At 59.2% G+C, this 26,050-nt stretch carries 25 protein-coding genes and 2 tRNA genes; 19 read left to right on the plus strand and 8 right to left on the minus strand.

The window, feature by feature from the left end:
- The first annotated feature begins 29 nt into the window (after positions 1-29).
- On the plus strand, positions 30-239 hold the full coding sequence (locus tag AC0ZWN_RS18650) for a cold-shock protein (RefSeq protein ID WP_002554837.1): 210 nt from the start codon (positions 30-32) through the stop codon (positions 237-239).
- A 118-nt stretch (positions 240-357) separates the two neighbouring features.
- On the opposite strand, the gene AC0ZWN_RS18655 is transcribed toward AC0ZWN_RS18650, so the two are convergent.
- Entirely contained in the window at positions 358-1,365 is a 1,008-nt protein-coding gene (locus tag AC0ZWN_RS18655) for a DUF481 domain-containing protein (protein ID WP_476336043.1), read from the minus strand.
- Positions 1,366-1,529: 164 nt separating this feature from the next.
- On the opposite strand from AC0ZWN_RS18655, the gene AC0ZWN_RS18660 reads away from it, so the two are divergent.
- From AC0ZWN_RS18660 to AC0ZWN_RS18675, 4 genes are all read left to right on the plus strand, one after another.
- The gene (locus tag AC0ZWN_RS18660) at positions 1,530-1,883 is read left to right on the plus strand and encodes an MGMT family protein (protein WP_194933846.1); all 354 of its coding nucleotides are present in this window, start codon (positions 1,530-1,532) and stop codon (positions 1,881-1,883) included.
- A gap of 43 nt (positions 1,884-1,926) precedes the next feature.
- Complete coding sequence (locus AC0ZWN_RS18665; RefSeq protein ID WP_476336044.1) at positions 1,927-3,486, plus strand: AmpG family muropeptide MFS transporter; 1,560 nt, start codon at positions 1,927-1,929, stop codon at positions 3,484-3,486.
- Between the two features lie 129 nt (positions 3,487-3,615).
- Positions 3,616-5,331 (plus strand): proline--tRNA ligase, encoded by a 1,716-nt coding sequence (locus AC0ZWN_RS18670; protein WP_476336045.1) that lies wholly within the window; start codon positions 3,616-3,618, stop codon positions 5,329-5,331.
- A gap of 17 nt (positions 5,332-5,348) precedes the next feature.
- A complete protein-coding gene (locus AC0ZWN_RS18675) occupies positions 5,349-6,302 on the plus strand; it encodes a hypothetical protein (RefSeq protein WP_093436376.1) in 954 nt (317 codons plus the stop codon).
- A gap of 93 nt (positions 6,303-6,395) precedes the next feature.
- Here AC0ZWN_RS18675 and dinB read toward each other — a convergent pair whose 3' ends face one another.
- Entirely contained in the window at positions 6,396-7,457 is a 1,062-nt protein-coding gene (gene dinB / locus AC0ZWN_RS18680; RefSeq protein ID WP_095049107.1) for a DNA polymerase IV, read from the minus strand.
- A gap of 280 nt (positions 7,458-7,737) precedes the next feature.
- Between dinB and AC0ZWN_RS18685 the strand changes: the two genes are divergently transcribed.
- The 5 genes from AC0ZWN_RS18685 to AC0ZWN_RS18705 all read left to right on the plus strand — a co-directional run bounded on the left by AC0ZWN_RS18685 (position 7,738) and on the right by AC0ZWN_RS18705 (position 13,241).
- A tRNA-Met gene (locus AC0ZWN_RS18685) sits at positions 7,738-7,814 on the plus strand.
- 222 nt (positions 7,815-8,036) lie between these two features.
- Positions 8,037-8,113 (plus strand) — tRNA-Met (locus AC0ZWN_RS18690).
- A 279-nt stretch (positions 8,114-8,392) separates the two neighbouring features.
- Entirely contained in the window at positions 8,393-11,032 is a 2,640-nt protein-coding gene (gene mprF / locus AC0ZWN_RS18695) for a bifunctional lysylphosphatidylglycerol flippase/synthetase MprF (RefSeq protein WP_476336048.1), read from the plus strand.
- Positions 11,032-12,327 carry a virulence factor family protein gene (locus tag AC0ZWN_RS18700; protein ID WP_095126537.1) on the plus strand — a complete coding sequence of 432 codons (1,296 nt, stop codon included), beginning with the start codon at positions 11,032-11,034 and terminating at the stop codon, positions 12,325-12,327. Before mprF ends, AC0ZWN_RS18700 begins: the two co-directional genes overlap by 1 nt.
- Positions 12,328-12,914: 587 nt before the next feature.
- The gene (locus AC0ZWN_RS18705; RefSeq protein WP_476336049.1) at positions 12,915-13,241 is read left to right on the plus strand and encodes a DUF3077 domain-containing protein; all 327 of its coding nucleotides are present in this window, start codon (positions 12,915-12,917) and stop codon (positions 13,239-13,241) included.
- A gap of 196 nt (positions 13,242-13,437) precedes the next feature.
- On the opposite strand, the gene AC0ZWN_RS18710 is transcribed toward AC0ZWN_RS18705, so the two are convergent.
- On the minus strand, positions 13,438-15,279 hold the full coding sequence (locus tag AC0ZWN_RS18710) for a potassium transporter Kup (protein ID WP_443218371.1): 1,842 nt from the start codon (positions 15,277-15,279) through the stop codon (positions 13,438-13,440).
- Positions 15,280-15,629: 350 nt separating this feature from the next.
- Here AC0ZWN_RS18710 and rimO point away from each other — a divergent pair, with 350 nt between their 5' ends.
- The 6 genes from rimO to tsaA all read left to right on the plus strand — a co-directional run bounded on the left by rimO (position 15,630) and on the right by tsaA (position 21,103).
- A complete protein-coding gene (gene rimO, locus AC0ZWN_RS18715; protein WP_102355718.1) occupies positions 15,630-16,967 on the plus strand; it encodes a 30S ribosomal protein S12 methylthiotransferase RimO in 1,338 nt (445 codons plus the stop codon).
- 450 nt (positions 16,968-17,417) lie between these two features.
- Positions 17,418-17,891 (plus strand): GNAT family N-acetyltransferase, encoded by a 474-nt coding sequence (locus AC0ZWN_RS18720; RefSeq protein WP_093436409.1) that lies wholly within the window; start codon positions 17,418-17,420, stop codon positions 17,889-17,891.
- A gap of 191 nt (positions 17,892-18,082) precedes the next feature.
- The gene (locus AC0ZWN_RS18725) at positions 18,083-18,793 is read left to right on the plus strand and encodes an rRNA pseudouridine synthase (protein ID WP_476336050.1); all 711 of its coding nucleotides are present in this window, start codon (positions 18,083-18,085) and stop codon (positions 18,791-18,793) included.
- Positions 18,794-18,865: 72 nt separating this feature from the next.
- Complete coding sequence (locus AC0ZWN_RS18730) at positions 18,866-19,336, plus strand: YehS family protein (protein WP_007908719.1); 471 nt, start codon at positions 18,866-18,868, stop codon at positions 19,334-19,336.
- Positions 19,337-19,465: 129 nt separating this feature from the next.
- Positions 19,466-20,236 carry an SDR family oxidoreductase gene (locus tag AC0ZWN_RS18735; protein WP_476336051.1) on the plus strand — a complete coding sequence of 257 codons (771 nt, stop codon included), beginning with the start codon at positions 19,466-19,468 and terminating at the stop codon, positions 20,234-20,236.
- Positions 20,237-20,404: 168 nt separating this feature from the next.
- On the plus strand, positions 20,405-21,103 hold the full coding sequence (gene tsaA, locus AC0ZWN_RS18740) for a tRNA (N6-threonylcarbamoyladenosine(37)-N6)-methyltransferase TrmO (protein WP_476336052.1): 699 nt from the start codon (positions 20,405-20,407) through the stop codon (positions 21,101-21,103).
- A 101-nt stretch (positions 21,104-21,204) separates the two neighbouring features.
- On the opposite strand, the gene fpr is transcribed toward tsaA, so the two are convergent.
- Positions 21,205-21,984, minus strand: coding sequence for a ferredoxin-NADP reductase (gene fpr / locus AC0ZWN_RS18745; RefSeq protein ID WP_007908723.1), 780 nt, complete (start codon positions 21,982-21,984; stop codon positions 21,205-21,207).
- Between the two features lie 133 nt (positions 21,985-22,117).
- Here fpr and AC0ZWN_RS18750 point away from each other — a divergent pair, with 133 nt between their 5' ends.
- Positions 22,118-23,044, plus strand: a complete 927-nt coding sequence (locus AC0ZWN_RS18750; RefSeq protein ID WP_093436421.1) for a LysR family transcriptional regulator — start codon at positions 22,118-22,120, stop codon at positions 23,042-23,044.
- On the opposite strand, the gene AC0ZWN_RS18755 is transcribed toward AC0ZWN_RS18750, so the two are convergent.
- Positions 23,041-23,403, minus strand: a complete 363-nt coding sequence (locus tag AC0ZWN_RS18755) for a diacylglycerol kinase (protein WP_003222276.1) — start codon at positions 23,401-23,403, stop codon at positions 23,041-23,043. The genes AC0ZWN_RS18750 and AC0ZWN_RS18755 overlap by 4 nt on opposite strands.
- Positions 23,404-23,477: 74 nt before the next feature.
- Complete coding sequence (gene erdR / locus AC0ZWN_RS18760; RefSeq protein ID WP_093436424.1) at positions 23,478-24,128, minus strand: response regulator transcription factor ErdR; 651 nt, start codon at positions 24,126-24,128, stop codon at positions 23,478-23,480.
- Here erdR and AC0ZWN_RS18765 point away from each other — a divergent pair.
- Positions 24,121-24,279 carry a hypothetical protein gene (locus AC0ZWN_RS18765; protein WP_476336055.1) on the plus strand — a complete coding sequence of 53 codons (159 nt, stop codon included), beginning with the start codon at positions 24,121-24,123 and terminating at the stop codon, positions 24,277-24,279. The genes erdR and AC0ZWN_RS18765 overlap by 8 nt on opposite strands.
- A 72-nt stretch (positions 24,280-24,351) precedes the next feature.
- On the opposite strand, the gene AC0ZWN_RS18770 is transcribed toward AC0ZWN_RS18765, so the two are convergent.
- The gene (locus tag AC0ZWN_RS18770) at positions 24,352-25,101 is read right to left on the minus strand and encodes a tRNA-uridine aminocarboxypropyltransferase (RefSeq protein WP_476336056.1); all 750 of its coding nucleotides are present in this window, start codon (positions 25,099-25,101) and stop codon (positions 24,352-24,354) included.
- 186 nt (positions 25,102-25,287) lie between these two features.
- On the opposite strand from AC0ZWN_RS18770, the gene AC0ZWN_RS18775 reads away from it, so the two are divergent.
- A complete protein-coding gene (locus AC0ZWN_RS18775; RefSeq protein ID WP_016985722.1) occupies positions 25,288-25,713 on the plus strand; it encodes a PA3611 family quorum-sensing-regulated virulence factor in 426 nt (141 codons plus the stop codon).
- On the opposite strand, the gene AC0ZWN_RS18780 is transcribed toward AC0ZWN_RS18775, so the two are convergent.
- Positions 25,714-25,908: a hypothetical protein gene (locus tag AC0ZWN_RS18780; protein WP_077571372.1), complete on the minus strand. Its 195-nt coding sequence runs from the start codon at positions 25,906-25,908 to the stop codon at positions 25,714-25,716.
- Positions 25,909-26,050 lie beyond the last annotated feature (142 nt).

The following is a 26,050-nucleotide window of genomic DNA, read 5'->3' on the forward strand; positions in this document are numbered from 1 at the left end:
GCAGTTATCTTTGTTCAAGGAGTTACACCATGTCTAATCGCCAAACCGGTACCGTTAAGTGGTTCAACGATGAAAAAGGCTTCGGCTTCATCACTCCACAATCCGGTGACGACCTGTTCGTTCACTTCAAAGCTATCCAATCCGACGGCTTCAAAAGCCTGAAAGAAGGCCAACAGGTTTCTTTCATCGCTACCCGCGGTCAGAAAGGCATGCAAGCTGAAGAAGTACAAGTTATCTAACTTGTAGCTTCTTTAGAAAAGAGCCCCGCCCTTAAAAGCGGGGCTTTTTTGTGGGCGTCTGTTTTGTACAGGCAAAAAAAATCGCAGCCTGCCAGGGCTGCGATTTTTTGTGGGTGCCTTACCAGGCCACGCCAAACCCGGCGGTATAACGGGTCTTGTTCAGATCGGCATCGTTGGTGCCGCTGATGATGTCGCGTTCAGCCTTGAGGTTGAGCGACGCCCAGTCGGTGACCTTGTAGCGCAGCCCCAATTCAGCATCCAGCGCGTAATCGGCGACACCGGACAGCGGCTTGCCCACTTCACCGTTGGTGAAGAACTCGACTTTCTTGCCGATCAGGTAACGGTTGTAATCCCACTTCATCGCGACGGAATAGAAGTTGTCCTTGCTGCCATCGCGATACTCGTAGTCGGTGCGGTTAAACAGCGAGCCCAGCGAGAACGCGCCCAACTCGTCATCCCAGAACTGGTAGCCAGGACCGGTACCGACCACACGCTGGCGTGCCAGCTCTTCGATGTGATCGCGCTTGTAGTTCAGACGGCCTTGCCAAAACCATTTATCGGTCAGGAAGCGGTCGAGTGCGTATTCGGCGCGCCAGTTGTCGGTGGTGGTCTCGTCGTCCTGCACTTCGCGGTTGTATTCACCCTCGGCGGTATGACGCCAGCGCCCATGCCGTGCTGTGGTCTTGAAGCCGACATCGTAGTCATCAGTGTCTTTCTCGGCGCGTTGATAATCCAGCGCCAGGTCGACATTGCCCTTCCACACCAGATCTTCGACTACCGGTTTCGGTTTGAGAATCTGCTGAATGCTCGCCAGCTCAACGGTTTTCGGCGCCTCACCGTTGGCCAGGGTGACCTTGCCATCTTCGGCAGCCGTCAGCGACTTGGACACTTCACCGCTGTAGGCATCCTGTTTGACCAGCAAGTGCTGATCACTGTCCAGCGTCTTGACCTCTTTCCAGTCAATAGTGACCGCACCGGCGTATTTGGTCTGGATCAACAGCTTGCCGCCATCGAACACGGTGATGGTGCCGCTCAACTTGTCACCGTTCTTCAACCAGACGGTGTCGGCAAGCAGGGGCGTGGACGCACTGAAAACAGCAAGGCACAGCAGGGATCTGGACAACATAAGCAAATCGAAGGCTCAAGTTTGCGAAAAAGGTCGGCATTATCCGTAGGAATAAGACCCTGACAAGGACTGACCGGACGATTTCCGATGAGTTCATTTCTCAATTGCGCGATCACCGATTACTCTGAAAGCCATCAAACTGTTCATGCTCAGGAACCGCGCACGTGAAAGACCCGCTCGACAGCGTTGAAAACGATGCGCAAATCCGACGCACGGCGCTCTACTCGACGCTCGCCCAAGTGCCCGAAGGCAAAGTCGTCAGCTATGGTCAGTTAGCTGAACTGGCCGGGCTGGGGCGCGCCGCCCGCTGGGTCGGCCGCACCTTGAGTCAGTTGCCCGGCGATACAAAGCTGCCCTGGCACCGTGTGCTGGGCGCCGGTGGTCGGATCAGCCTGCCGGTGGGCAGCCCGTCCGGCGATGAACAACGGGCCCGATTGCGCACGGAAGGCATCACCGTCCTGAACAATCGTGTGGATATTCAGCGCCATGGCTGGCGTCCGGTAGAGCACAGCGGTTAGAGTGCGCGCTTTGTTTCCGCAATCTTGAGGCAGACTTCAGCCCATGCCCCGTAAAACCTGGCGCGCCGCGCTAGCCGCTTATGCCAGTCCTTCGACGCTCGTGCTGTTGTTGCTCGGTTTCGCCGCCGGCCTGCCGTACATGCTGGTGTTCTCTACGCTATCCGTCTGGCTGCGTGAAGCCGGTGTCGCCCGTGAAACCATTGGCTACGCCAGCCTGATCGGCCTGGCCTATGCGTTCAAATGGGTCTGGTCACCACTGCTCGACCAATGGCGCCTGCCGTTGCTGGGCAAACTTGGCCGTCGCCGTTCGTGGCTGGTGCTCTCACAAGCCCTGGTCATCCTCGGCTTGATCGGCATGGGTTTCTGCGACCCGCAAAAGCACCTGTCCTGGTTGATCGCCATTGCGGTTGTTGTCGCCTTCGCCTCCGCCACCCAAGACATCGCGGTCGATGCCTATCGCCTGGAAATCGCCGAAGACAACCGCCAGGCCGCCCTCGCCGCCAGCTATATGTCCGGGTATCGCGTGGCTGCACTGCTGGCCACCGCTGGCGCGCTGTTCTTCGCTGAGGGCTTCGGCTCCACTGGCTTCAACTATCAGCATTCGGCCTGGGCCGGCACCTACGCGCTGTTCGGTGCCTTGATGATTCCCGCGCTGCTGACCACGCTGTTCATGCGCGAGCCACCGGTGCCGCTACGCACTCAGTTGCAGGCCGGGCGTTACACCTTCATGCACCAACTGATGTCGGTGTTTGTGCTGATCGTGTTGCTGGTCTCGGTACCGGCCATGTTCACCCAGCTCTACAACACTGATTTCGCCAGCGTACTGTTCGGCGGCATGAGCCCGCTCGACCTGCTGCTTGAAGACCGCGCGTTTCTGCGCGCCATTCTGTATACGCTGCTGACCGGTCTGTGCCTGTCGACCATGGGCCGTCGCGGCCTCGCCCCGGTGCTGACGCCGGTCAACGACTTCATTCTGCGCTATCGCTGGCAGGCACTGCTGTTGCTCGGCCTGATCGCCACTTATCGAATGTCGGACACGGTGATGGGCGTCATGGCCAACGTGTTCTACATCGACCAGGGTTTTACCAAGGATCAGATTGCCAGTGTCAGCAAGATCTTCGGCCTGATCATGACGCTGGTCGGCGCCGGTATGGGCGGCCTGCTGATCGTGCGCTTCGGCATTCTGCCAATCCTGTTCATCGGCGGCGCGGCCTCGGCAGCCACCAACCTGCTGTTCGTCATGCTCGCTGACATGGGTCCGAACCTGCAGATGCTGATGGTGACCATTTCCCTCGATAACTTCAGCTCCGGCCTGGCGACGTCGGCGTTCGTTGCCTACCTGTCGAGCCTGACCAACTTGAAGTTCTCGGCCACGCAATACGCGCTGCTCAGCTCGATCATGCTGCTGTTGCCGCGCCTGATGGGCGGGTATTCCGGGGTCTTGGTGGAAAAGTTCGGCTATCACAGCTTCTTCCTGATCACCGCTCTGCTCGGCGTGCCGACGCTGATTCTGATCGCGTTGCACTGGTTCCAGGAGAGCCGCCGCCAAGGCCCGACGCCAACGCCCGAGCCTGTGCCGACACCGGTCGCAGAAGAATCGTAAGACGTTTCGGCAACGGCGGGAGGAATCCCGCCGTCGTGCCTCCCCACTGACCTCACGCCTGTACGTCGGCAAAACTCGCCGGTACACTGCGGAGTCATTTCCAGTCATAGCAACCGACAACGGCCAACCATGCGCACCAGTCAATTTTTGCTCGCCACACAGAAAGAAACGCCTTCCGACGCGGTCGTGATCAGCCACCAGCTGATGCTGCGCGCCGGCATGATCCGCAAGCTCGCCTCCGGCCTGTACACCTGGCTGCCCATGGGCCTGCGAGTCATGCGCAAGGTTGAAGCCATCGTTCGCGAAGAGATGAACGCTGCAGGTTCTCTGGAAGTGTTGATGCCGAGCACCCAACCGGCCGAGCTGTGGCAGGAATCGGGGCGCTGGGAAGAGTACGGCCCTGAGCTGCTGCGCATCAAAGACCGCCACGGTCGCGACTTCTGCGCGGGCCCGACCCATGAAGAAGTGATCACCGATCTGATGCGCAACGAGTTGAGCAGCTACAAACAGCTGCCGATCAACCTGTACCAGATCCAGACCAAATTCCGTGACGAAATCCGCCCACGCTTCGGCTTGATGCGTGGCCGTGAATTCATCATGAAAGATGCTTACTCGTTCCACGCTGATCAGGCATCGCTGCAGGTCACCTATGACCGCATGCACCAAGCGTACTGCAACGTGTTTACCCGCTTGGGCCTGAAATTCCGTCCGGTTGAAGCCGACAACGGTTCGATCGGTGGTGCCGGTTCGCACGAATTCCACGTACTGGCCGAATCCGGCGAAGACGACATCGTCTTCAGCAACGGTTCCGACTACGCGGCGAACATCGAAAAAGCCGAAGCGGTGCCACGCGAAACGTCGCGCGCCGCTCCGACCGAAGAGCTGCGCCTGGTCGATACACCAGACACCAAAACCATCGCGGCGCTGGTGGAAAAATTCAATCTGCCGATTGAAAAGACCATCAAGACCCTGATCGTGCGCGCCGAAGAAGAAGGCAAGCTGATCGCGCTGGTCATCCGCGGCGACCACGAACTCAACGAAATCAAGGCTGCCCAGCAACCTGGCGTGGCCAGCCCGCTGGTCATGGCCACCGATGCCGAACTGCGTGACGCCATTGGCGCCGGCGCCGGTTCGCTCGGCCCGCTCAACCTGCCGCTGCCAATCATCATCGACCGTTCGGTCGAGCTGATGAGCGACTTCGGTATCGGCGCGAACATCGACGACAAGCACTACTTCGGCGTGAACTGGGAGCGTGACCTGCCGGTTCCGACCGTCGCTGACCTGCGTAACGTGGTCGCCGGTGACCCAAGCCCGGACGGCAAGGGCACACTGGAAATCAAGCGTGGCATCGAAGTCGGGCACATCTTCCAGCTGGGCAACAAGTACAGCAAAGCGATGAAGTGCGAAGTGCTGGGCGAGAACGGCAAGCCAGTCACTCTGGAAATGGGTTGCTACGGCATCGGCGTGTCTCGCGTGGTGGCTGCGGCCATTGAGCAGAACAACGACGCCAACGGCATCATCTGGAGCGACACCTTGGCGCCGTTCCAGATCGCTCTGGTGCCGCTGCGTTATGAAACCGAGCAGGTGCGCGAAGCCACCGACAAGCTGTACGCCGAACTGACAGCTGCCGGCTTCGAAGTGCTGCTGGACGATCGCGACAAGAAAACCAGCCCGGGCATCAAGTTCGCGGACATGGAGCTGATCGGCATTCCACACCGGATCGTGGTCAGCGACCGCGGCCTCGCCGAAGGCAACCTGGAATACAAGAGCCGTACCGAGCCGGAAGCGCAAGCGCTGCCGGTCGCCGATGTGGTGTCCTTCCTTCAGGCCCGTATCCGCCGCTGAAACCAGATAGAGACGTCATGTTCAAGCGAAACACCTTAGGCCTCGGTGGCACCGCCCTGTGCGGTGCCCTGCTGGTCAGCGGCTGTGCCAATCACATGTCACAACGCAGCGAGCACGAAGAGCGGGTCGAGCGAAAATTGCTCGACCACAGCCTGCAGATCGATGTCGGTGAGCCTAAGGAGCTTGAGCTGCCGCAGCGACGCGTAAAGATCAACGAGCAGAAGACCTTCGAAGTCACCGAGTTCGAAGTGACGCGTCGCTACGATCGCTACACGCCTTACCAGCCTTGGCGGGAGATCTATGAGATTCCGCTGGGCGCGGTAGCCGTGGTGGGCGGCATCGGCGCCAACGTGGTCAATGTGTTCGCCCTCGGCAACTTGCCGGACAGCGTCACCAAGGACTGGCTGAGCTATGGTTTTGCCGGGCTCAACCCGTTCATGAACGCGCAGTCCAACGGTCGTGCGCAACAGAACCTGGCCGGCATCGATGAAGTCCAGCGCGACAAGCGTACGGAGTATTCGAGCCTGCCGTGGAGCGAACGCCCGGTGCAGGTCAAGGCTGGCAAACAGACCTTCGACATGACCACTGATCGTAACGGTGTGCTGCGCCTGAACCTGCTCGACAGTCCGTTTGCCGAAAATGACCTCAATCATGTCGGCAAACTGCAGATCAGCGTCGAAGACGCCAAGGATGACGTTCACTCTGACTCATCGCTGATGATCAGCAGTCATCTGCGCGGCAAGTTGCTGGAAGCGCACGGGCTGATTTATGACGACCTGGAAGACGACGAAGTGAGCCAGTGGGTGCACCGGGTCAAACGTCTGTCGGAACTGGGTCTGGAAGAAGAAGCCAGCGAGCTGGAACAAAGCCTGATCGAATTGACGCGCAATGATCCTGAGTTGCAGACCGAGTTTCTCAAGTCGCTGACCAAGGATGCCGGACGCTTGGTTGCAGATCCGGGACCGAATTAAAGCCAATCGCGAGCAGGCTCACTCCTACATTGGAACGCGTTTCAATGTGGGAGCGAGCCTGCTCGCGAAGAGGCCCTGACGCACACCGGAAAATTACCGTTCAAACAACTCCATCTGCTCAAACCCGCCGCGCAAATCCTCCAGCCTTACCCCAACCCCCAACAACCGCACCGGTTTACCGCCGCGATTAAACGCCTGCGTCAGCATCAACTGATAACTGCCCAGATCCCGCCCCGCCCCGGCCTGCTCCAGTGTGGTCTGGGTGAAATCATGAAACTTCACTTTGACGAACGGCTTGCCCGGCCGATAACTGCTGTCGATCCGCGCCATACGGGTTTTCAGGGTTTCGAGCAGTTCGGGCAATTTATCCAGGCAACTGCGCAGATCCGGCAGATCAACGTCGTAGGTATTTTCCACGCTGATCGACTGACGCCGACTGTCGTTGTGCACCAGCCGGTCATCGATCCCACGGGCCAGACTCCACAGTCGCTCGCCAAAACTGCCGAACTCGCGCACCAGCGCCAGCTTGTCCCACTCGCGCAAGTGCTGGCAGTCGACGATCCCCAGCTTGCCGAGCTTGTCGGCGGTGACCTTGCCGACGCCGTGCAACTTGCTCACTGGCAAACCGCTGACAAACTCCTCCACCTGATCCGGCGTAATAACGAACAGTCCATTGGGCTTTTTCCAGTCACTGGCGATTTTTGCCAGAAACTTGTTCGGCGCCACGCCCGCAGACACGGTGATGTGCAATTGATTGGAGACCCGCCGGCGAATGTCTTGGGCAATGCGTGTGGCACTGCCGCCGAAATGCGCGCTATCGGAAACATCCAGATAAGCCTCATCCAGCGACAGCGGTTCAATCAGGTCGGTGTAGTCGCTGAAGATCGTGTGTATTTCTTTCGACGCTTCGCGATAGGCGTCCATGCGCGGCTTGACGATGGTCAGGTCCGGGCACAGCTTCAAAGCATGTCCCGAAGCCATCGCCGAACGTACGCCATAGGCCCGCGCTTCGTAATTGCAGGTGGCGATCACCCCGCGCCGGTCCGCCGAGCCACCCACCGCCAACGGCTTGCCGGCCAGACGCGGGTCATCGCGCATCTCGATAGCGGCGTAGAAGCAATCACAGTCGATGTGGATGATTTTTCGCTGAGTCATGTCAGAAAAGGAAACGTGGCGAGCCGGATCGGCAGTATCTCACTGACACCTGTATATAGCACCAGTGGTATGAATGTTCTTTCTAGGCGGTAGGAAAGGTCCTTTGAATTTATTTTATCAATCGACGAGAGGCATCCAATAGAGCTGAAAGCCTTGCGCCACCTGCCCTGCACCAGGAAAAACACCCGACAAAAAGCGCTAACCGATTGAACCTCAACAGATTTTATCCAGATTGCGGGTTGACACCCCCGCGTTCCTCTGTAGAATGCCGACACACAGACGCGGGATGGAGCAGTCTGGTAGCTCGTCGGGCTCATAACCCGAAGGTCGTCGGTTCAAATCCGGCTCCCGCAACCAAACATCAAAAAAGGCTACTCGAAAGAGTGGCCTTTTTTGTGCGCGTCTGTTTTGTCGATTTCCGCTTCTTATAAAGAAGCGATCGCCAAACAGGAATTCTTTGCATTTCCGAAACTTAACGCACCACCTGCGACCGTTTGACGCGATTGCACACTTATTTGACCCTTTATGGGATTAGCGGTTGACACCTCGCCGTTCGCCTGTAGAATGCCGCCACACAGACGCGGGATGGAGCAGTCTGGTAGCTCGTCGGGCTCATAACCCGAAGGTCGTCGGTTCAAATCCGGCTCCCGCAACCAAACATCAAAAAAGGCTACTCGAAAGAGTGGCCTTTTTTGTATCTGTTGAAAAAGTCCTTTCGCAACAATGATCTGTCACTGTGCAGTGAACCGCTTGGGATCTTCAGAAGTCCTCACTTGCGACTATGCTTGAGTCGCAGGCAAGGCCTCTGCAATCCAGGAACTGCCCTCGCCGATGCCCGGTGAGAGGCGTAGTATTTTGTGATTATTTTTTTCTACAGGGATTGGTAACTTGGCTGGATACCTCCATCCTGTCGCGCACAATCCAAGAGGTGATTGATGCGCGCCAACTCGTCTGATCCACAAGACACCGTCACAGCGGAACACCCGATCAAACCCGAGCGCCTGCGCTTGCTGGATCGGTTGAGCAAATACCGTCAGCCCATCGGGCTGGGGGTCACCTTGCTGTTGTTCGCCATTGCGCTGATTGCCTGTCGTCATCTGCTCGCCGAACTCGATCTCGATGCGTTGCACGACTCGATTCTTGACGTGCCGAAACCCGCCTTGCTCGGCGCCTTCGGTGCGACCGTGGTCGGCTTCATTATTCTGCTTGGCTATGAATGGTCGGCCAGTCGCTATGCCGGCGTGACCTTGCCGCCGCGCACATTGGCGCTGGGCGGCTTCACCGCGTTTGCGATTGGCAATGCGATCGGTCTGTCGCTGCTGTCCGGCGGTTCGGTGCGCTACCGTTTATATGCACGATTGGGTCTGGGAGCGTCGGAAGTTGCGCACATGACCTTGTTCGCCAGCCTGTCGCTGGGCTGCGCGCTGCCGCCGCTGGCTGCTCTGGCAACGCTGAGCGACCTGCCTGCTGCCTCTCAAGCCCTGGGTTTGTCCGAAGGTCTGCTCGGCACGGTTGCCGCTGTTGTGCTGGCGCTTGGCGCAGTACTGGCTATCGGCATCTACCGTCGGCGCCTGCCGGAACAACCGTTGCGCGACAACCTGCTGGTTAGGGTTGGCCGCCGCACGCTGCGTTTGCCGGGGCGTCGCCTGACCTTCCTGCAACTGATCATTACCGCCCTCGACGTTGCGGCTGCCGCCACGGTTCTTTATTTGTTGCTGCCGGAAGCGCCGCCATTCGGCGCGTTCCTGCTGGTGTACCTGTTGGCATTGGCGGCTGGTGTACTCAGCCATGTGCCCGGCGGTGTCGGTGTGTTCGAAGCGATTCTTCTGGCCGCTTTCGCCGACAAGCTCGGTGCCGCGCCTCTGGCCGCTGCCCTGCTGCTGTATCGCCTGATCTATGTGGTGCTGCCGCTGTTGGTTGCCTGCGTATTGCTGCTGATCAACGAAGGCCAGCGTCTGTTTCAAACCCAGACCATGCGCGCCGCGTCCGGCCTGGCGGCACCGATTCTGGCGGTGTTGGTGTTCCTGTCCGGCGTGGTGTTGCTGTTTTCCGGCGCGACGCCCGAGATCGATACACGTCTGGAGCACATCGGTTTTCTGATCCCGCACCGTCTGGTCGACGCCTCGCACTTCGGCGCCAGCCTGATCGGCGTGCTCTGTCTGATGCTCGCTCAGGGTCTGCGTCGGCGCTTGTCGGCGGCGTGGATGCTGACCACCATTCTGCTGCTGGTCGGCGCCCTGCTCTCGCTGCTTAAAGGTTTCGACTGGGAAGAAGCGACGCTGATGACCCTCACCGCAGCCTTGCTCGGTGTGTTCCGTCGCTCGTTCTATCGCCCGAGCCGCCTGACCGAACTGCCCTTCTCCCCCCTGTATCTGGTGGCCAGCCTCTGTGTGCTGGGTGCTTCGACGTGGCTGCTGCTGTTCGCCTATCAGGACGTGCCGTACAGCCATCAACTGTGGTGGCAGTTCACCCTCGACGCTGACGCCCCGCGTGGCCTGCGCTCGCTGCTCGGCGCTGCCGTGCTGTTGCTGGTCATCGCGCTGACCTGGCTGCTGCGCACCGCGCGCCCGGTCATTCACCTGCCGACGCCTGACGAGCTCGATCGCGCGGCGAAGATTCTGATGGCGTCGTCGCAACCCGACGGTGGCCTCGCGCTGACCGGTGACAAGGCGCTGCTGTTTCACCAGAACGACGAAGCGTTCCTGATGTACGCACGCCGTGGCCGCAGCCTGGTGGCGCTGTACGACCCGATCGGCCCCGGCCAGCAACGCGCCGAGATGATCTGGCAGTTCCGCGACCTCTGCGACATTCACCACGCTCGCCCGGTGTTCTACCAGGTGCGCGCGGAGAACCTGCCGTACTACATGGACATCGGCCTGACCGCGATCAAACTCGGCGAAGAAGCCCGGGTCGATCTGCTTCGCTTTGACCTGGAAGCCAAGGGCAAAGAGATGAAGGACCTGCGCTACACCTGGAACCGTGGCACCCGCGATGGTCTGTCGCTGGAAATCCACGAACCGGGCCAAGCGCCGATGGACGAATTGAAAGTGATTTCCGATGCGTGGCTGACCGGCAAGAACGTGCGTGAGAAAGGCTTCTCCCTCGGCCGCTTCAGCGACGATTACCTGAAGCATTTCCGCATCGCGGTGATTCGCTTCGAAGGTCGCCCGGTGGCATTCGCCAACCTGCTCGAGACTTACAGCCATGACCTGGCCAGTCTCGACCTGATGCGTGCGCACCCGGACGCCCCCAAGCTGACCATGGAATTCATGATGGTCGGCCTGATTCAACACTATAAGAGTCACGGATACGCGCGCTTCAGCCTGGGCATGGTGCCGTTGTCGGGGTTGCAACCCCGGCGCGGTGCACCGCTGACCCAGCGACTGGGCTCGATGGTTTTCCGCCGTGGTGAGCAGCTGTACAACTTCCAAGGCTTGCGCCGCTTCAAAGACAAGTTCCAGCCTGACTGGGAACCCCGTTATATGGCCGTGCCCGCCGGACTCGATCCGTTGGTGGCGCTGGCCGACACTGCTGCCCTGATCGCGGGCGGCTTGACTGGATTGGTGAAACGCTGATGATTCAACGCTCCCTGAAGTACATCCTGGCCGCACTGATCGTGCTGGCCGTGATTGCCGGCGGCGGTTTCTGGTACCTCAAACGTCCGGCACCAGAACCGACGCTCGAACCTGTTACGGCGGCAGACGGCACCGTTTTGACCCGCGTCATCCCCGGCACCAAACCCAAGGCGCAGGTGCTGGTCGCGGTCAACGACGACCAGAAACTCTCTGAAAAACAACTGACCACCCTGAGCCGCAGCGCCTCGGCGCAAATCGTTCAGGTGATTCTGCCCAAGGACTGCCTGCTGCAAAGCCGCGCCCTGCAAACCGGTCTGCGCGAACTGAACGGCCCGGCTACGCTGGTCAGCGGTATCGGCCCCGGCGCGGTACTGGCCTGGCGTTGGTTGTCTGAGCAAAAGGACGACAAGGCCCAAGCGATTTCCGTGGACCTGGCGCTGGAAAAACCCGGCTGCACTCACCTGTTGCCGAAATCCGCCGCCCACGGCCACTGGCTGGTGGCATGGAACGACAACCCGGACGACGCCAGCGCAGGTTTCGTGCGCGATCAACCGAACGCCGAAACCAGCATCAGCGACTACGACATCAACCTGCCGCAAGTGCTGAACAACGAACTGCGCAAGATCCTCGTCGGCGGCGACAAGGCCAACGGCGGTCTGGCGATCCCGGTGGTTGAAGTGCCGGCCGGCCAGGCCAAAGACACCGTGACCCTGTTCCTCTCCGGTGACGGCGGCTGGCGCGATCTCGACCGCGACGTGGCCGGTGAAATGGCCAAGATCGGCTACCCGGTGGTCGGCATCGACACCCTGCGCTACTACTGGCAGCACAAGAGCCCGGAACAAAGCGCACTGGACCTGACCGAACTGATGCAGCACTACCGGCAGAAATGGGGCACCAAGCGCTTTATCCTCACCGGTTACTCGTTCGGCGCTGACGTGTTGCCGGCGATCTACAACCGCCTGCCAGAAACCGAGCAGCAGCGCGTCGACGCAATCATCCTGCTGGCCTTCGCCCGTACCGGCAGCTTCGAAATCGAAGTCGAAGGCTGGCTGGGTAACGCCGGCAAAGAAGCCGCCACCGGCCCGGAAATGGCCAAGCTGCCAGCGGCCAAGGTCGTATGCATCTACGGTGAAGAAGAGACCGATGAAAGTGGCTGCACGGACAAGACTGCTGTTGGCGAAGCAGTGAAACTGCCTGGCGGCCACCACTTCGACGAGAACTACCCGGCGCTGGCCAAGCGTTTGGTGGATTTGATCGAGAAGCGTCAGAGCAAGGACTCGGTCGCCGAAGAGTGATCTGAGCCACGCCCACAAAAGGCCCCCGCAACTTCGCAGTTACGGGGGCTTTTTACATTCCAGCAGCCACAGGGGAATTGCGCTGGATTCTGCGGTTTTGTGCCAAGGCTCGTAAATCTCTTGACTCTTCAGAAAGCTAAAAACGCCAAGTGTCCACATTCCATAAAACGTGGACACCTGCTTGATTGGCATTATCGAATAGTCAACTCCACACTCATTCATCTGCCAAACAATCACCCACAAAACCGCCAGCAACGTTCAGTTTCGTTTACGTCTGGTCTCGCAATATCAGATGACGCCCACAGACCTTGTAGGCAAACTCCGAAACTCGTGTTCGGGCGCTTTGCCGCTCTATTGCGCTGTTTTTTGACGGGATACTCTCCGGACGTCGCTGACCCATTCAGCGATCGGGTGTGGTAACCCGGAGAAACCATCGCAACAGCGCGCTCCTCAAGTTATGGCGGCTGTGCGTGGGACGCTTTCGGGCGTGCCGGTTTCCTTGGTTCCCGGTTTACCACCCTGCGTACAGCTGCCTCCCTTTCGCGTGGTAACGAAAGTCGCGGCACTTCGAACCAAGGAGTAACACGATGACCGAAACTGATCTGCACGGACTTGCAAACGCTAAAACCATCGGCTTCACCCCTTTCCTCTACAACTCGGATCAAGCGTTCTTCAACGTCCGCGCCGGCATCCCGATCATCGATGCCTTGTCGCAATCCTCCGACCTGCTATCCCTCGCCAAATCCTTCGCCGAGGATGCAGCCTTCATCAGAGACACCGACCGCCATGCCTGGGCGGCGCATTACCTGACGGTGATGGGCAAAGCCTTGATTGATGATGTGATCCAAGCGCTGATCCCACGACCTGCTCGCACAAAGACCGAATCCGAAGAAGAATTGCCTGAAAGCCACTAACACCACAGAACCCTTGTGGGAGCGAGCTTGCTCGCGAATGCGGTGGGTCAGCCGAAGAATGCTTCTCCTGTCACTCAGCCTTCGCGAGCAAGCTCGCTCCCACAGGGGATTTGCGTGGGTTTGAGGTTTATGTGCAGGCACAAAAAAGCCCCCGGCAGCCTTGACGCTGACGGGGGCTTTTGAGTTGCGGCGGGGCTTACATCTCCACCTGCGTCCCCAATTCAATCACCCGGTTCAGCGGCAGATTGAAGAACCGCAAGTTCCCATTGGCATTCTTCAACATGAACGCAAACAACGCTTCACGCCAACGCGCCATGCCCTCAAGTTTCGAGGCAATCACCGTTTCGCGGCTGAGGAAGTACGTGGTGCGCATCGGGCTGAAGTCCAGATCATCCAGATGACACAGCTTCAGCGCCTGCGGCACGTCCGGTTCGTCGGTGAAACCGAAGTGCAGGATCACCCGGAAGAAGCCTTCTCCGTGCGCTTCGACTTCAAAGCGTCGCGATGGCGGTACGCGCGGGATGTCTTCGTAGACCACCGTCAGCAACACCACTTGCTCGTGCAGCACCTGGTTGTGCAGCAGGTTGTGCAACAAGGCGTGCGGCACGGCGTCGGAGCGCGCTGTCAGGAAAACGGCGGTGCCCTGCACTCGATGCGGTGGCTGCACGCGGATGCTGCTGATAAAGATCGGCAGCGGCAGTGCGCCTTCGTCGAGACGATCGACCAGCAGCTCCTTGCCGCGTTTCCAAGTGGTCATCAGGATGAACAGCACAATCCCCGCCAGTACCGGGAATGCACCGCCCTGAATGATCTTCGGCACGTTGGCCGCGAAGAACAGGCCATCGACCAGCAGGAAGCCAATCAGAATAGGCACCGCCAGCAGCGGCGGCCATTTCCACAACAGCAGAATCACTGCCGACACCAATATGCTGGTGATCAGCATCGTGCCGGTCACCGCCACACCGTAAGCCGACGCCAGCGCGCCCGAGGATTCGAAGCCAATGACCAACAGGATCACGCCGACCATCAGCGCCCAGTTCACCGCACCGATGTAAATCTGGCCCTGTTCGGCACTGGAAGTGTGCTGTATGTGCATGCGCGGAATGTAGCCAAGCTGGATCGCCTGACGGGTCAACGAGAACGCGCCGGAAATCACCGCCTGCGAAGCAATGACCGTGGCCAGGGTCGCCAGTACCACCAGTGGCACCAGTGCCCAGCTCGGCGCCAGCAGGTAAAACGGGTTACGCGCCGCTTCCGGGTTTTCCAGCAGCAACGCGCCCTGACCGAAGTAGTTCAGCACCAGGGCCGGGAGCACCAGAACCAACCAGGCGCGGGCGATAGGCTTGCGGCCGAAGTGGCCCATGTCGGCATACAGCGCTTCGGCACCGGTCAGCGCCAGCACAACCGCACCGAGGATCGCTACGCCCATGCCAGGATGTACGATGAAGAAACGCACGCCCCATATCGGGTTCAACGCGCTCAGCACTTCAGGGTGTTTGACGATACCGTTTACACCCAGAGTGCCCAGCACCAGAAACCAAGCCACCATTACCGGGCCAAACATCTTGCCGATGCGATCGGTGCCGTGTTTCTGAATCAGGAACAAGGCCACCAGTACGATCAACGACAGTGGCACCACCCAACGCTCAAGCCCGTCGAAAGCCAGCTCCAGACCTTCAACCGCCGACAATACGGAGATGGCCGGCGTGATCATGCTGTCGCCGTAAAACAGCGCAGCACCGATCAGCCCCAGAATCACCAGCACCGCCTGCAGTTTCGGGTAGCGGCCGGATGCACGTCGCGCCAGAGCGGTCAGCGCCATGATCCCCCCTTCCCCCTGGTTGTCAGCGCGCAGTACGAACAACACGTACTTGATCGTGACCACCCAAATCAGCGACCAGAAAATCAACGACAGAATCCCGAAAACTCCGTCGTGGTTGACCGGCACCCCATAGTGACCAGCGAAAACTTCTTTGAGGGTGTACAACGGGCTGGTGCCGATGTCGCCGTAAACTACCCCGACTGCCGCGACCAGCATGCTCAGCGGCTTGGTTGCCGAACCCTCGGCGCCTGCCGCATGACTACTTGCCTGACCCATCCAACACTCCTACTTCTCAGAACCGGCTTCTTTGAATGAAGCACTATGCTTTGTGGTGCAGCATGCGCTGTTTTACCTGTTGTTACAGACGTTTTGTTGACTGTAAAAAATTGGTAAAGCTCAACGGCGCGAAGCATAGCGCAGCACTCGTCGTATTTCCCGGCATAAAGCTGGTCAAGTGCGCTCCTCACCGCTAGAATTGCGCACTTTTTGATCAGAGGCGCGCCCTAAGCGCCCATCCGTCGGCTTTCGCACCAAGAAAGCGATGTCACAAAATACCGAGGTTAGACATGTCCACCACTCCTGCGCCGGCCAATCCCAAGGTTGGCTTTGTATCTCTGGGTTGCCCGAAAGCACTGGTCGACTCCGAGCGCATCCTGACCCAGCTGCGTATGGAAGGCTATGACGTGGTGTCCACCTATCAGGACGCCGACGTGGTCGTGGTCAACACCTGCGGTTTCATTGATTCGGCCAAGGCTGAGTCGCTGGAAGTGATCGGCGAAGCGATCAAGGAAAACGGTAAGGTTATCGTCACCGGTTGCATGGGCGTGGAAGAAGGCAATATCCGCGACGTGCACCCGAGCGTGCTGGCCGTGACCGGTCCGCAGCAGTACGAGCAAGTGGTCAACGCCGTGCACGAAGTGGTGCCGCCGCGTAAAGATCACAACCCGCTGATCGACCTGGTGCCGCCGCAAGGCATCAAACTGACCCCGCGCCACTACGCCTACCTGAAGATCTCCGAAGGCTGCAACCACAGCTGCTCCTTCTGCATCATCCCGTCGATGCGCGGCAAACTGGTCAGCCGTCCGGTCGGTGATGTACTCGACGAAGCTCAGCGCCTGGTCAAATCCGGCGTTAAAGAGCTGTTGGTGATCTCGCAAGACACCAGCGCCTACGGCGTTGACGTGAAATACCGCACCGGCTTCTGGAACGGCGCGCCGGTGAAAACCCGCATGACCGAACTCTGCGAAGCGCTGAGCACCCTCGGCGTCTGGGTCCGTCTGCACTACGTTTACCCATACCCGCACGTTGACGAGCTGATCCCGCTGATGGCCGCCGGCAAGATCCTGCCGTACCTGGACATCCCGTTCCAGCACGCCAGCCCGAAAGTGTTGAAGTCGATGAAACGCCCGGCGTTCGAAGACAAGACCTTGGCGCGCATCAAGAACTGGCGCGAAATCTGCCCGGACCTGATCATCCGTTCGACTTTCATCGTCGGCTTCCCGGGCGAAACCGAAGAAGATTTCCAGTACCTGCTGAACTGGCTGACCGAAGCCCAGCTCGACCGCGTTGGCTGCTTCCAGTACTCGCCGGTGGATGGCGCTCCGGCGAATGATCTGGATCTGGAGATCGTACCGGACGACGTCAAGCAGGATCGTTGGGATCGCTTCATGGCGCACCAGCAAGCGATCAGCTCGGCCCGCCTGCAAATGCGTATCGGCCGTGAAATCGAAGTGCTGGTGGACGAAGTCGACGAGCAAGGCGCGGTTGGCCGCTGCTTCTTCGATGCCCCGGAAATCGATGGCAACGTGTTTATTGATAACGGCAGCAATTTGAAGCCGGGCGATAAGGTCTGGTGCAAAGTGACTGACGCTGACGAATATGACCTGTGGGCTGAGCAGATCTGATCTGAAGATCAAAAGCCCCTCATCGGAACGCCGCCCGCCCAGCCCTCTCCCAGAGGGAGAGGGAGCTGACCGTGTTGTTCTTTCGAGGTACATCGACCTGAGCTATCCGGTCGAACTCAGGTTTGAAAAGCACGAAGTTCAGCTCCCTTCCCCCTCGCCCTCTCTGGGGGAGAGGGGACTGATCGAGGTGCTCTTCAGAATGACGGCGACTTGAAATATCGAGTCGAACTCAGGTTTTGAACAGCACGAAGATCAGCTCCCTTCCCCCTCGCCCCCTCTGGGGGAGAGGGTTGGGGTGAGGGGGAGAGATCTTGCTGGCGACAGAAGTATCCAGCCAGACACCGCAAAAAATACAAAAAGCCCCGCTCTTTTTACGAGATGCGGGGCTTTTTTACGGCTATCGTTTAGCGGGGGACGGACTCCCTTGAAACGGACAAGAGGCAGACGGGCATGCGTCACCATTCGGTCATCCACACGCCGAAACTCAGCGATTACCAGGAACTGACCCGGGTCTGGGAGGCCTCGGTTCGCGCGACACATGATTTTCTGCCGGACAGCTATATCGAACTGCTGCGCAATCTGGTGCTCACCCGCTATCTCGATGCAGTAATGCTGATCTGCACCAAGGATGCTAACCAGCGCATCACCGGATTTGCCGGAGTTGCAGCGGGCAAGATTGAAATGCTGTTCATCGATCCCGAACATCGTGGCCAGGGCTTGGGCAAGAAACTGCTCACCTACGCGATGCAGCACTTGAATGCCGATGAACTCGACGTCAACGAGCAGAACCCACAAGCCTTGGGCTTTTACTTCAAGCAGGGTTTTGAGGTGATCGGCCGTTCGGAGGTGGATGGCATGGGCCAGCCGTATCCGTTGCTGCACATGCGCCTGCGACAAAATCAGCAACGCTCAGGCAACGGCTGATACACCAGGGAACCCCTGTGGGAGCGAGCTTGCTCGCGAATGCGGTGTACCAGTCACTGCACACATAGACTGGCAGGACGCCTTCGCGAGCAAGCTCGCTCCCACATTGAATTCAGCGCCTGTAAATGGAACCGGGCTTAACCGGCGCCACACAGGTACAATGCCCACCCCTTTTTTGTTACGGCCCTGTCATGACTGACCCGATTCGCCTCTCCAAACGCCTCATCGAACTGGTCGGTTGCTCCCGCCGGGAGGCCGAACTGTTCATTGAGGGCGGCTGGGTCACCGTTGACGGCGAAGTGATTGACGAGCCGCAATTCAAGGTCGGCGAGCAGAAGGTCGAGCTGGACAAGGACGCCAGGGCCACCGCGCCGGAGCCGGTGACCATCCTGCTCAACGCGCCAGCCGGTATGGGCGTCGAGACCGCCATGCAATCGCTGAGCGCCGAAACCCTCAGCGAAGAGCACCGTTTTAGCAAGCGCCCGTTGCGCGGGCACTTCCTGCGCCTGACCGCCAGCGCCGACTTGCAAGCCAAGGCCAGCGGTCTGCTGGTGTTCACTCAGGACTGGAAAATCCTCCGCAAGCTCACCGCCGACGCCGCGAAGATCGAGCAGGAATACATTGTCGAAGTCGAAGGCGACATGGTCGCCCACGGCCTCAATCGCCTGCAGCACGGCCTGACCCACAAGGGCAAGGAGCTGCCGCCAGTCAAGGCCAGCTGGCAGAACGAAAACCGGCTGCGCTTCGCCATGAAAAACCCGCAGCCCGGCATCATCGCCCAGTTTTGCGAAGCGGTGGGCCTGAAGGTCATCGGCATCCGTCGCATCCGTATCGGCGGCGTCTCGATCGGCAAGGTTCCGGTCGGCCAATGGCGCTACCTGTCCGGCAAAGAGAAGTTCTAAGACTTCCACTGCCGCCACACATTCCGGCAGCGCGCCTGCGTGCTGCCCACAACGCTTATCAGGATTACTCACATGATTCATAACGACGTATTGCGCAGCGTGCGCTACATGCTCGACATCAGCGACAAGAAAGTGGTCGAAATCATCAAGCTCGGCGGCATGGAAGTAGCGCTCGCCGACGTAGTGACCTGGCTCGATAAGAAAGAAGAAGACGAAGAAGGTTTCGTGCGCTGCCCGGACGAAGTCATCGCGCACTTCCTCGACGGTCTGGTGATCTTCAAGCGTGGCAAGGACGAAAGCCGTCCGCCGCAGCCGATCGAAGTGCCGGTGACCAACAACATCATCCTTAAAAAACTGCGCGTGGCCTTCGAACTGAAAGAAGACGACATGCACGCGATCCTCAAGGCCGCCGAGTTCCCGGTGTCCAAGCCTGAGCTGAGTGCGCTGTTCCGCAAGGTCGGCCACACCAACTACCGCCCGTGTGGCGACCAGTTGCTGCGCAACTTCCTCAAGGGGCTGACCCTGCGCGTTCGCCCGGCCTGATCTCCTTCTGCGGTGGCGACTGATGGTCGCCGCCGCAACGCATGACCGCTCATTCCCTCTGAAAATAGTGGCTCCGCTTTTCGCGGCTGACGACTAGGGTGTATTGATCCCTAGCACTCAGGACTCGCCATGCACCCGTATTTCTCCCTGCAAGGCCGCACCGCTCTGGTGACCGGCGGCACCCGTGGTATCGGCAAAATGATCGCCAAAGCCTTTGTCGAGGCTGGCGCGCGCGTCTATGTCTGCTCGCGCGACGCCGAAGCCTGCCATCAAACCGCGGAAGAACTCAGCGCCTTGGGCAAGTGTCACGGCGTGGCGGCGAATCTGGCGACGGAAGAAGGCGTGCAGGAACTGGCCGCGCGCCTGGGCGAGCAGATCACGCAACTGGATATTCTGGTGAACAACGCCGGCACTACTTGGGGCGCGCCGCTGGAGAGCTACCCGGTCAAGGGTTGGGAAAAAGTCATGCAGCTCAACGTGACGTCGGTGTTCAGTTGCATCCAGCAGTTTCTACCGTTGTTGCGCAAAGCGGGTTCGGCGGCGAACCCGGCGCGGATCATCAACATCGGTTCGGTGGCGGGGATTTCTTCGTTTGGCGAGCAGGCGTATGCCTACGGGCCAAGTAAAGCTGCCCTGCATCAATTGTCGCGGATTCTCGCGCGGGAACTGGTGAGCCAGCACATCAACGTCAACGTGATTGCGCCGGGGCGCTTTCCGAGCAAGATGACCCAGCATATTGGCAATGATCAGCAGGTGTTGGCCGAGGATACGGCGCTGATTCCGATGAAGCGTTGGGGGCGTGAAGAGGAAATGGCGGCGTTGGCGATCAGTCTGGCGAGTACGGCTGGGGCCTATATGACCGGGAATATTATTCCGCTGGATGGTGGGTTCAGTCTGTAGATCGGCGGCGCGGCCTTCGCGAGCAAGCTCGCTCCCACAGGGATCTTGTGCACGCCATAGATCAAATGTGGGAGCGAGCTTGCTCGCGAAGAGGTCAGCCCTGCCAGCACCAGACCTCATGCGGGACGGGTTATCATGCCCACCCCTGCCCCGCTTCGAATACACACCATGACTTACAGCGTCTCCCCCATCGGCTTCGTGCGCTCCTGCTTCAAGGAGAAATTCGCCATCCCCCGTCAACCGCAACTGGCCCCCGCCGCACGTGGCGTGCTGGAACTGGTGGCGCCGTTCGATCAGGGTGACGCCGTGCAAGGGCTGGAGCAGGTCAGTCACGTTTGGCTGCTGTTTCTGTTCCATCAGGCACTGGAAGACAAACCACGGCTGAAAGTCCGCCCACCGCGACTGGGCGGCAACAAATCCATGGGCGTATTCGCCACCCGTGCCACCCATCGACCAAACGGCATCGGCCAATCGGTGGTGAAACTGGACAAGGTTGAAGCCAATCGGTTGTTCATCTCCGGGATCGACTTGCTCGACGGCACGCCGATTCTCGACATCAAACCCTACGTGCCTTACGCCGATATCATCCCCGACGCCGCCAATAGCATCGCCAGCACCGCGCCGCAGTTGATTGACGTGCAATGGACGGACTCAGCGCTGAAACAAGCGCACACACACGCTCAGCGCCTTGGCGAACCCTTGGTTGAGCTGATTGAACAGTGCCTGGCCCAGGATCCGCGTCCGGCCTATCAAATCCCGGCGCCTGAACGCGAGTACGGTGCGCAATTCTGGGATCTGGATGTGCGCTGGCATTACCCGACGCCAGAGCAGATCCGCGTGCTCGAAGTGATTCCTGCCACAGCCTGAGGCCGCACCCACATGGATCGTGGCAGGCATGAAGGAAATGTTTCGGGCATAAAAAAGCCCCCATTGCCTGCATAGGCAATGGGGGCTTTTTAAGGGGGGGCTTACTTCTCGACGAACGCACGCTCGATCAGGTAATCACCCGGCTCGCGCATCCGCGCCGAGATCTTCAGGCCGAAGCTGTCGAGCACTTCGCTGGTCTCGTCGAGCATGCTCGGGCTACCGCAGATCATCGCGCGGTCGTCCTGCGGGTTGATCGGTGGCAGGCCGATGTCGCTGAACAGCTTGCCGCTGCGCATCAAATCGGTCAGGCGGCCCTGATTCTCGAAAGGCTCGCGGGTCACGGTCGGGTAGTAGATCAGCTTGTCACGCAGCGCCTCGCCGAAGAACTCGTTCTGCGGCAGGTGCTCGGTGATGAATTCGCGGTAGGCGACTTCGTTGACGTAGCGTACGCCGTGAACCAGGATCACTTTTTCAAAGCGCTCGTAGGTTTCCGGGTCCTGAATCACGCTCATGAACGGCGCCAGACCGGTGCCGGTGCTCAGCAGGTACAAGTGCTTGCCCGGGTTCAGGTCGTCAAGAACCAGGGTGCCGGTAGGCTTCTTCGAGATGATGATCTCGTCGCCTTCCTTCAAGTGCTGCAGTTGCGAGGTCAGCGGGCCGTCCTGCACCTTGATGCTGAAGAACTCCAGATGCTCTTCCCAGTTCGGGCTGGCGATCGAGTAAGCGCGCATAAGCGGCCGGCCGTTGGGCTGTTGCAGGCCGATCATCACGAACTGACCGTTCTCGAAGCGCAGGCCCGGATCGCGGGTGCACTTGAAGCTGAACAGAGTGTCGTTCCAGTGATGAACACTGAGGACACGCTCGTGGTTCATGTTGCTCATGTACGTTTGACTCCTGGAGATTGGGTCTGCGCTGGCTTTTGAAGGCGACGGTGCGCAATTGCATCGCATTCTAATAGCGACGACAATATCTGTTAACTGGATTATTAAGATAAGGGTTATCGGTTATATCGATATGCGATTTACTCTCCGTCAACTGCAAGTCTTCGTCGCCGTCGCCCAGCAGGAAAGCGTATCCCGTGCTGCGGGTCTGCTCAACCTCTCGCAGTCGGCCGCCAGCACGTCGATCACCGAACTCGAGCGCCAATCCAGCTGCCAGCTGTTCGACCGCGCTGGCAAACGGCTGAGCCTCAACGCCCTCGGCAAACAGCTCTTGCCGCAAGCGGTGGCCCTGCTCGATCAGGCCAAGGAAATCGAAGACCTGCTCAACGGCAAATCCGGTTTCGGCTCGCTGTCGGTGGGCGCGACGCTGACCATCGGCAATTATCTGGCGACCCTGCTGATCGGCAGTTTCATGCAGCGCCACCCGGAAAGCCAGGTGAAGCTGCACGTACAGAACACGGCCAATATCGTGCAACAAGTCGCCCATTACGAAATTGATCTGGGTCTAATCGAAGGCGATTGCAGCCACCCGGACATCGAAGTGCAGAGCTGGGTCGAGGATGAGCTGGTGGTGTTCTGCGCGCCGCAGCATCCGCTGGCCCAACGCGGCAGCGCGACCATGGAAGAACTGACTCGCGAGGCATGGATTCTGCGTGAACAGGGTTCCGGCACGCGGCTGACCTTCGATCAGGCCATGCGTCACCATCGCAGCGCATTGAATATCCGTCTGGAGCTGGAACACACCGAAGCGATCAAACGCGCGGTGGAATCAGGACTAGGGATTGGCTGCATCTCGCGGCTGGCGCTGCGTGATGCGTTCCGCCGCGGCAGTCTGGTGCCGGTGGAAACGCCGGATCTGGATCTGGCGCGACAGTTCTACTTCATCTGGCACAAACAGAAGTATCAGACTTCTGCCATGCGCGAATTTCTCGATCTGTGCCGCGCTTTCACCGCCGGGGTGCAGCGCAGCGACGAGATCGTTTTGCCGACAATCGCTTAAAGCAGAATCACTGCCCACACCAGCGCGATCATGCTCAATGCCACGAATTGTGCGGCGCTGCCCATGTCCTTGGCATTCTTCGACAGTGGATGCAGTTCCAGCGAGATGCGGTCAATGGCCGCTTCTACCGCCGAATTCAGCAACTCGACGATCAGCGCCAACAGGCACACAGCGATCAACAGCGCTTGTTCGACACGGCTGACATTAAGGAAGAACGTCAGCGGAATCAGCACGACATTGAGCAGCACCAGCTGACGGAACGCCGCTTCACCAGTGAAAGCTGCGCGCAGGCCATCCAGCGAGTAACCGGAGGCATTGAGGATACGTTTCAGGCCGGTCTGGCCCTTGAAAGGTGACATAAAGTAGAAACCAACCAAAAAGAAGTGGGAAAGCTAGATCAACAAAAGTCAAAAAAGCGTGAAGACGCCAGCCATTATTGGCTCGGAATTGACTCAAGTTGTTGCAGCAGTAAAGCCGCTTGCGTGCGAGTGCGCACATTCAGCTTGCGAAAGATCGCCGTGACGTGGGCCTTGATGGTCGCTTCCGACACGCTCAGTTCATAGGCAATCTGCTTGTTCAGCAGGCCTTCGCAGACCATGGTCAACACGCGGAACTGCTGCGGCGTCAGACTGGCAAGGCCATCGCTGGCGGCTTTGGCTTCGTCGGAAACGGCGACTGCCTCGAACGCTTGCGGCGGCCAGAACACATCGCCATCGAGCACTTTGCGCACCGCTTCCTGAATCACGCTGAGGTCGCTGGACTTGGGAATAAAACCACTGGCGCCGAACTCACGGGATTTGACCATCACCGAAGCTTCTTCCTGCGCCGAAACCATCACCACCGGAATCTGCGGGTACTGCCCGCGCAGCATGACCAACCCGGAAAACCCGAAAGCGCCGGGCATGTTCAGGTCCAACAGGACCAGATCCCAATCAGCCTTTTCGGTCAGACGCGCTTCCAGCTCGGCGATGCTCGCCACTTCCACCAGCCGTACATCCGGGCCAAGGCCCAGCGTCACCGCTTGATGCAGGGCGCTACGAAACAGGGGGTGATCATCGGCAATCAGGATGTCGTATGTGGCCATTTTTCAAATGATCCTGTTTTTGATGGCAGACCCGGAGCATTCCGGTCTGGCCAAAGCAACTCAAGATGCCGCTTTCAAGCGATATCCACAGGGGCACGTTCAACGCCAATCAACAGCAAACACGGCGTTTCAAATCTTGGCCGCACCCTAATCGGCGCCAAGCATGCCCAGCGAAGACGGGGTGGTCAAGCAGCACGGCCGCTGGCTTGTACAGTATGGGCCACTATTGGGCCAACTCCGGCTGCGGCTTTCGTATATAAGGCAACAACTCGGCGTGAGCCGGCGTCGCTTCATTCATGTCCAGTTGCTGTTTGGCGCCGAGGTAATGCTGGGTGAACACGTCGAAATAGGCGTCCAACGCCGAGGCGGCATCGCTGTCACCGGCCAGCTCCAGGCACAACGCCGCGACTTCGGCGGTGCACAGGTGCTCACTGCGGGTTGAACGGCGCAAGCGGTAGCGTGAGAGTTTATCGGGCAGCAGGCTGAGGATTGGCAAACGGTCGAAATACGGGCTCTTGCGGAAAATCTTCCGCGCTTCGGTCCAGGTGGCGTCGAGCAGAATGAACAGCGGGCGCTTGCTGCTATCGATGGCGACGGTGTTGGTGACTCGCGAGGGCTCCACGTATTCGCCGGGAAACACCAGGTACGGTTGCCATTGCGGGTCATTGAGCAGCGCCAGCATCTGCGGATCGGGCTCGGTACGCGACCAGATAAACGCATGGTTATCGCGCACCACGTCGGCAATCAGCCAACCGGTGTTGCTCGGTTTGAACACTTCCTTGCCGGTCATGATCAGGCACACGCCCGACCGCGTCTCGACACTAGGTCGCCATGCGCACAGGCAATGGCTGATGATCACCCGGCAATCGCGGCAACGTTCGGAGCGAAAGCCACGGGCCTGAATCGGCTTGATGCCCTCGTCCTCGCGCTGATCGCGCAAGCGGGCTACGGCGTTGGGGGCATGATGGGTCACGGGCAACGCCTTACGGCAGGAAAACTCGACACGCACAGCACTCGGCAAGGCTATAAAGGCCGGCAGTTTACCAGAGCGGCGAGTGCAAACCTGTACCGTCCCGACCGGCTCCCCTATAATCCGGCGCCACTGAACGCACAGCCACAGGGCTGGTCGAACCACCAGTCACTGAATCAGGAGAGTTTCATGCTGCGCCTTATCGTTCCTACCGCTGCCATTCTGCTGGCGTCGTCCTTCACCGCTCAGGCTGCATCCCTGAGTGAGCAGAATCTGAACCGCGAGCTGCGCAACGTCGCCGCACAAAGCAGCGTCGGCACGCCACGCGCCATCAGTGAAGACATTCTTGATCAGGGTTTCACCGTGGAAGGCACGCAGTTGATCAACCACCTGAGCGTGCAGAAGAGCCACGCCGACAAAATGCGCGCTGACCCTAAAGCCGTGTATTTCCAGTTGGGCGCCTCGGTGTGCAATAACCCGTCGTTCCGCAAGCTGATGGCCAAGGGTGCGATCATGCGTTACGACTTCACTGAAGTGAAAACCAACAAAGCGATCGGCTCCGCCAGCTACCAGGAATCGGATTGCCCGAAAGCCGCCCCGGCGAAGAAGAAGTAATCATCGCGAATTGGCGCGCCGCTGTTCATCCTCGGCGCGCAGTTCGGCCAGCAAGGCCTGTAGATAGTGTGAACGGCGCTCGCCGCCCGCCAACCGCCGGCAGCACTCCTCTTCGAGACTGAGTTGATTGGTCTCGGCTGCCGCTTTCAACATCCGATACAGTTGCGTATCGATCTCCAGAATCACTCTGGCCATATGTCCCGCCTCCTTGCCACCCACGAATCCTTGAATTGCATGCGCCTGGCGTACGATCGTTGACGCAAAGCTGTCGTACGGCGCCTGTACGTTAGTTAATCAGAGGGATTGCCCCTCGGCGCACGTTCAGACGAGCGGTGAA

The organism is Pseudomonas sp. 3B-A001-10F, from assembly GCF_056313565.1.

Bases quoted from the DNA above. Each gene is read 5' to 3' on its own strand.
- AC0ZWN_RS18720 (WP_093436409.1), top strand. From the start codon at position 17,418: ATGCGTCACCATTCGGTCATCCACACGCCGAAACTCAGCGATTACCAG.
- AC0ZWN_RS18725 (WP_476336050.1), top strand. From the start codon at position 18,083: ATGACTGACCCGATTCGCCTCTCCAAACGCCTCATCGAACTGGTCGGT.
- AC0ZWN_RS18735 (WP_476336051.1), top strand. From the start codon at position 19,466: ATGCACCCGTATTTCTCCCTGCAAGGCCGCACCGCTCTGGTGACCGGC.
- AC0ZWN_RS18675 (WP_093436376.1), top strand. From the start codon at position 5,349: ATGTTCAAGCGAAACACCTTAGGCCTCGGTGGCACCGCCCTGTGCGGT.
- AC0ZWN_RS18665 (WP_476336044.1), top strand. From the start codon at position 1,927: ATGCCCCGTAAAACCTGGCGCGCCGCGCTAGCCGCTTATGCCAGTCCT.
- dinB (WP_095049107.1), bottom strand. From the start codon at position 7,457: ATGACTCAGCGAAAAATCATCCACATCGACTGTGATTGCTTCTACGCC.
- tsaA (WP_476336052.1), top strand. From the start codon at position 20,405: ATGACTTACAGCGTCTCCCCCATCGGCTTCGTGCGCTCCTGCTTCAAG.
- fpr (WP_007908723.1), bottom strand. From the start codon at position 21,984: ATGAGCAACATGAACCACGAGCGTGTCCTCAGTGTTCATCACTGGAAC.
- rimO (WP_102355718.1), top strand. From the start codon at position 15,630: ATGTCCACCACTCCTGCGCCGGCCAATCCCAAGGTTGGCTTTGTATCT.
- AC0ZWN_RS18710 (WP_443218371.1), bottom strand. From the start codon at position 15,279: ATGCTGGTCGCGGCAGTCGGGGTAGTTTACGGCGACATCGGCACCAGC.
- AC0ZWN_RS18670 (WP_476336045.1), top strand. From the start codon at position 3,616: ATGCGCACCAGTCAATTTTTGCTCGCCACACAGAAAGAAACGCCTTCC.
- AC0ZWN_RS18705 (WP_476336049.1), top strand. From the start codon at position 12,915: ATGACCGAAACTGATCTGCACGGACTTGCAAACGCTAAAACCATCGGC.
- AC0ZWN_RS18775 (WP_016985722.1), top strand. From the start codon at position 25,288: ATGCTGCGCCTTATCGTTCCTACCGCTGCCATTCTGCTGGCGTCGTCC.
- AC0ZWN_RS18730 (WP_007908719.1), top strand. From the start codon at position 18,866: ATGATTCATAACGACGTATTGCGCAGCGTGCGCTACATGCTCGACATC.
- AC0ZWN_RS18655 (WP_476336043.1), bottom strand. From the start codon at position 1,365: ATGTTGTCCAGATCCCTGCTGTGCCTTGCTGTTTTCAGTGCGTCCACG.
- AC0ZWN_RS18700 (WP_095126537.1), top strand. From the start codon at position 11,032: ATGATTCAACGCTCCCTGAAGTACATCCTGGCCGCACTGATCGTGCTG.
- AC0ZWN_RS18650 (WP_002554837.1), top strand. From the start codon at position 30: ATGTCTAATCGCCAAACCGGTACCGTTAAGTGGTTCAACGATGAAAAA.
- AC0ZWN_RS18755 (WP_003222276.1), bottom strand. From the start codon at position 23,403: ATGTCACCTTTCAAGGGCCAGACCGGCCTGAAACGTATCCTCAATGCC.
- mprF (WP_476336048.1), top strand. From the start codon at position 8,393: ATGCGCGCCAACTCGTCTGATCCACAAGACACCGTCACAGCGGAACAC.
- erdR (WP_093436424.1), bottom strand. From the start codon at position 24,128: ATGGCCACATACGACATCCTGATTGCCGATGATCACCCCCTGTTTCGT.
- AC0ZWN_RS18780 (WP_077571372.1), bottom strand. From the start codon at position 25,908: ATGGCCAGAGTGATTCTGGAGATCGATACGCAACTGTATCGGATGTTG.
- AC0ZWN_RS18750 (WP_093436421.1), top strand. From the start codon at position 22,118: ATGCGATTTACTCTCCGTCAACTGCAAGTCTTCGTCGCCGTCGCCCAG.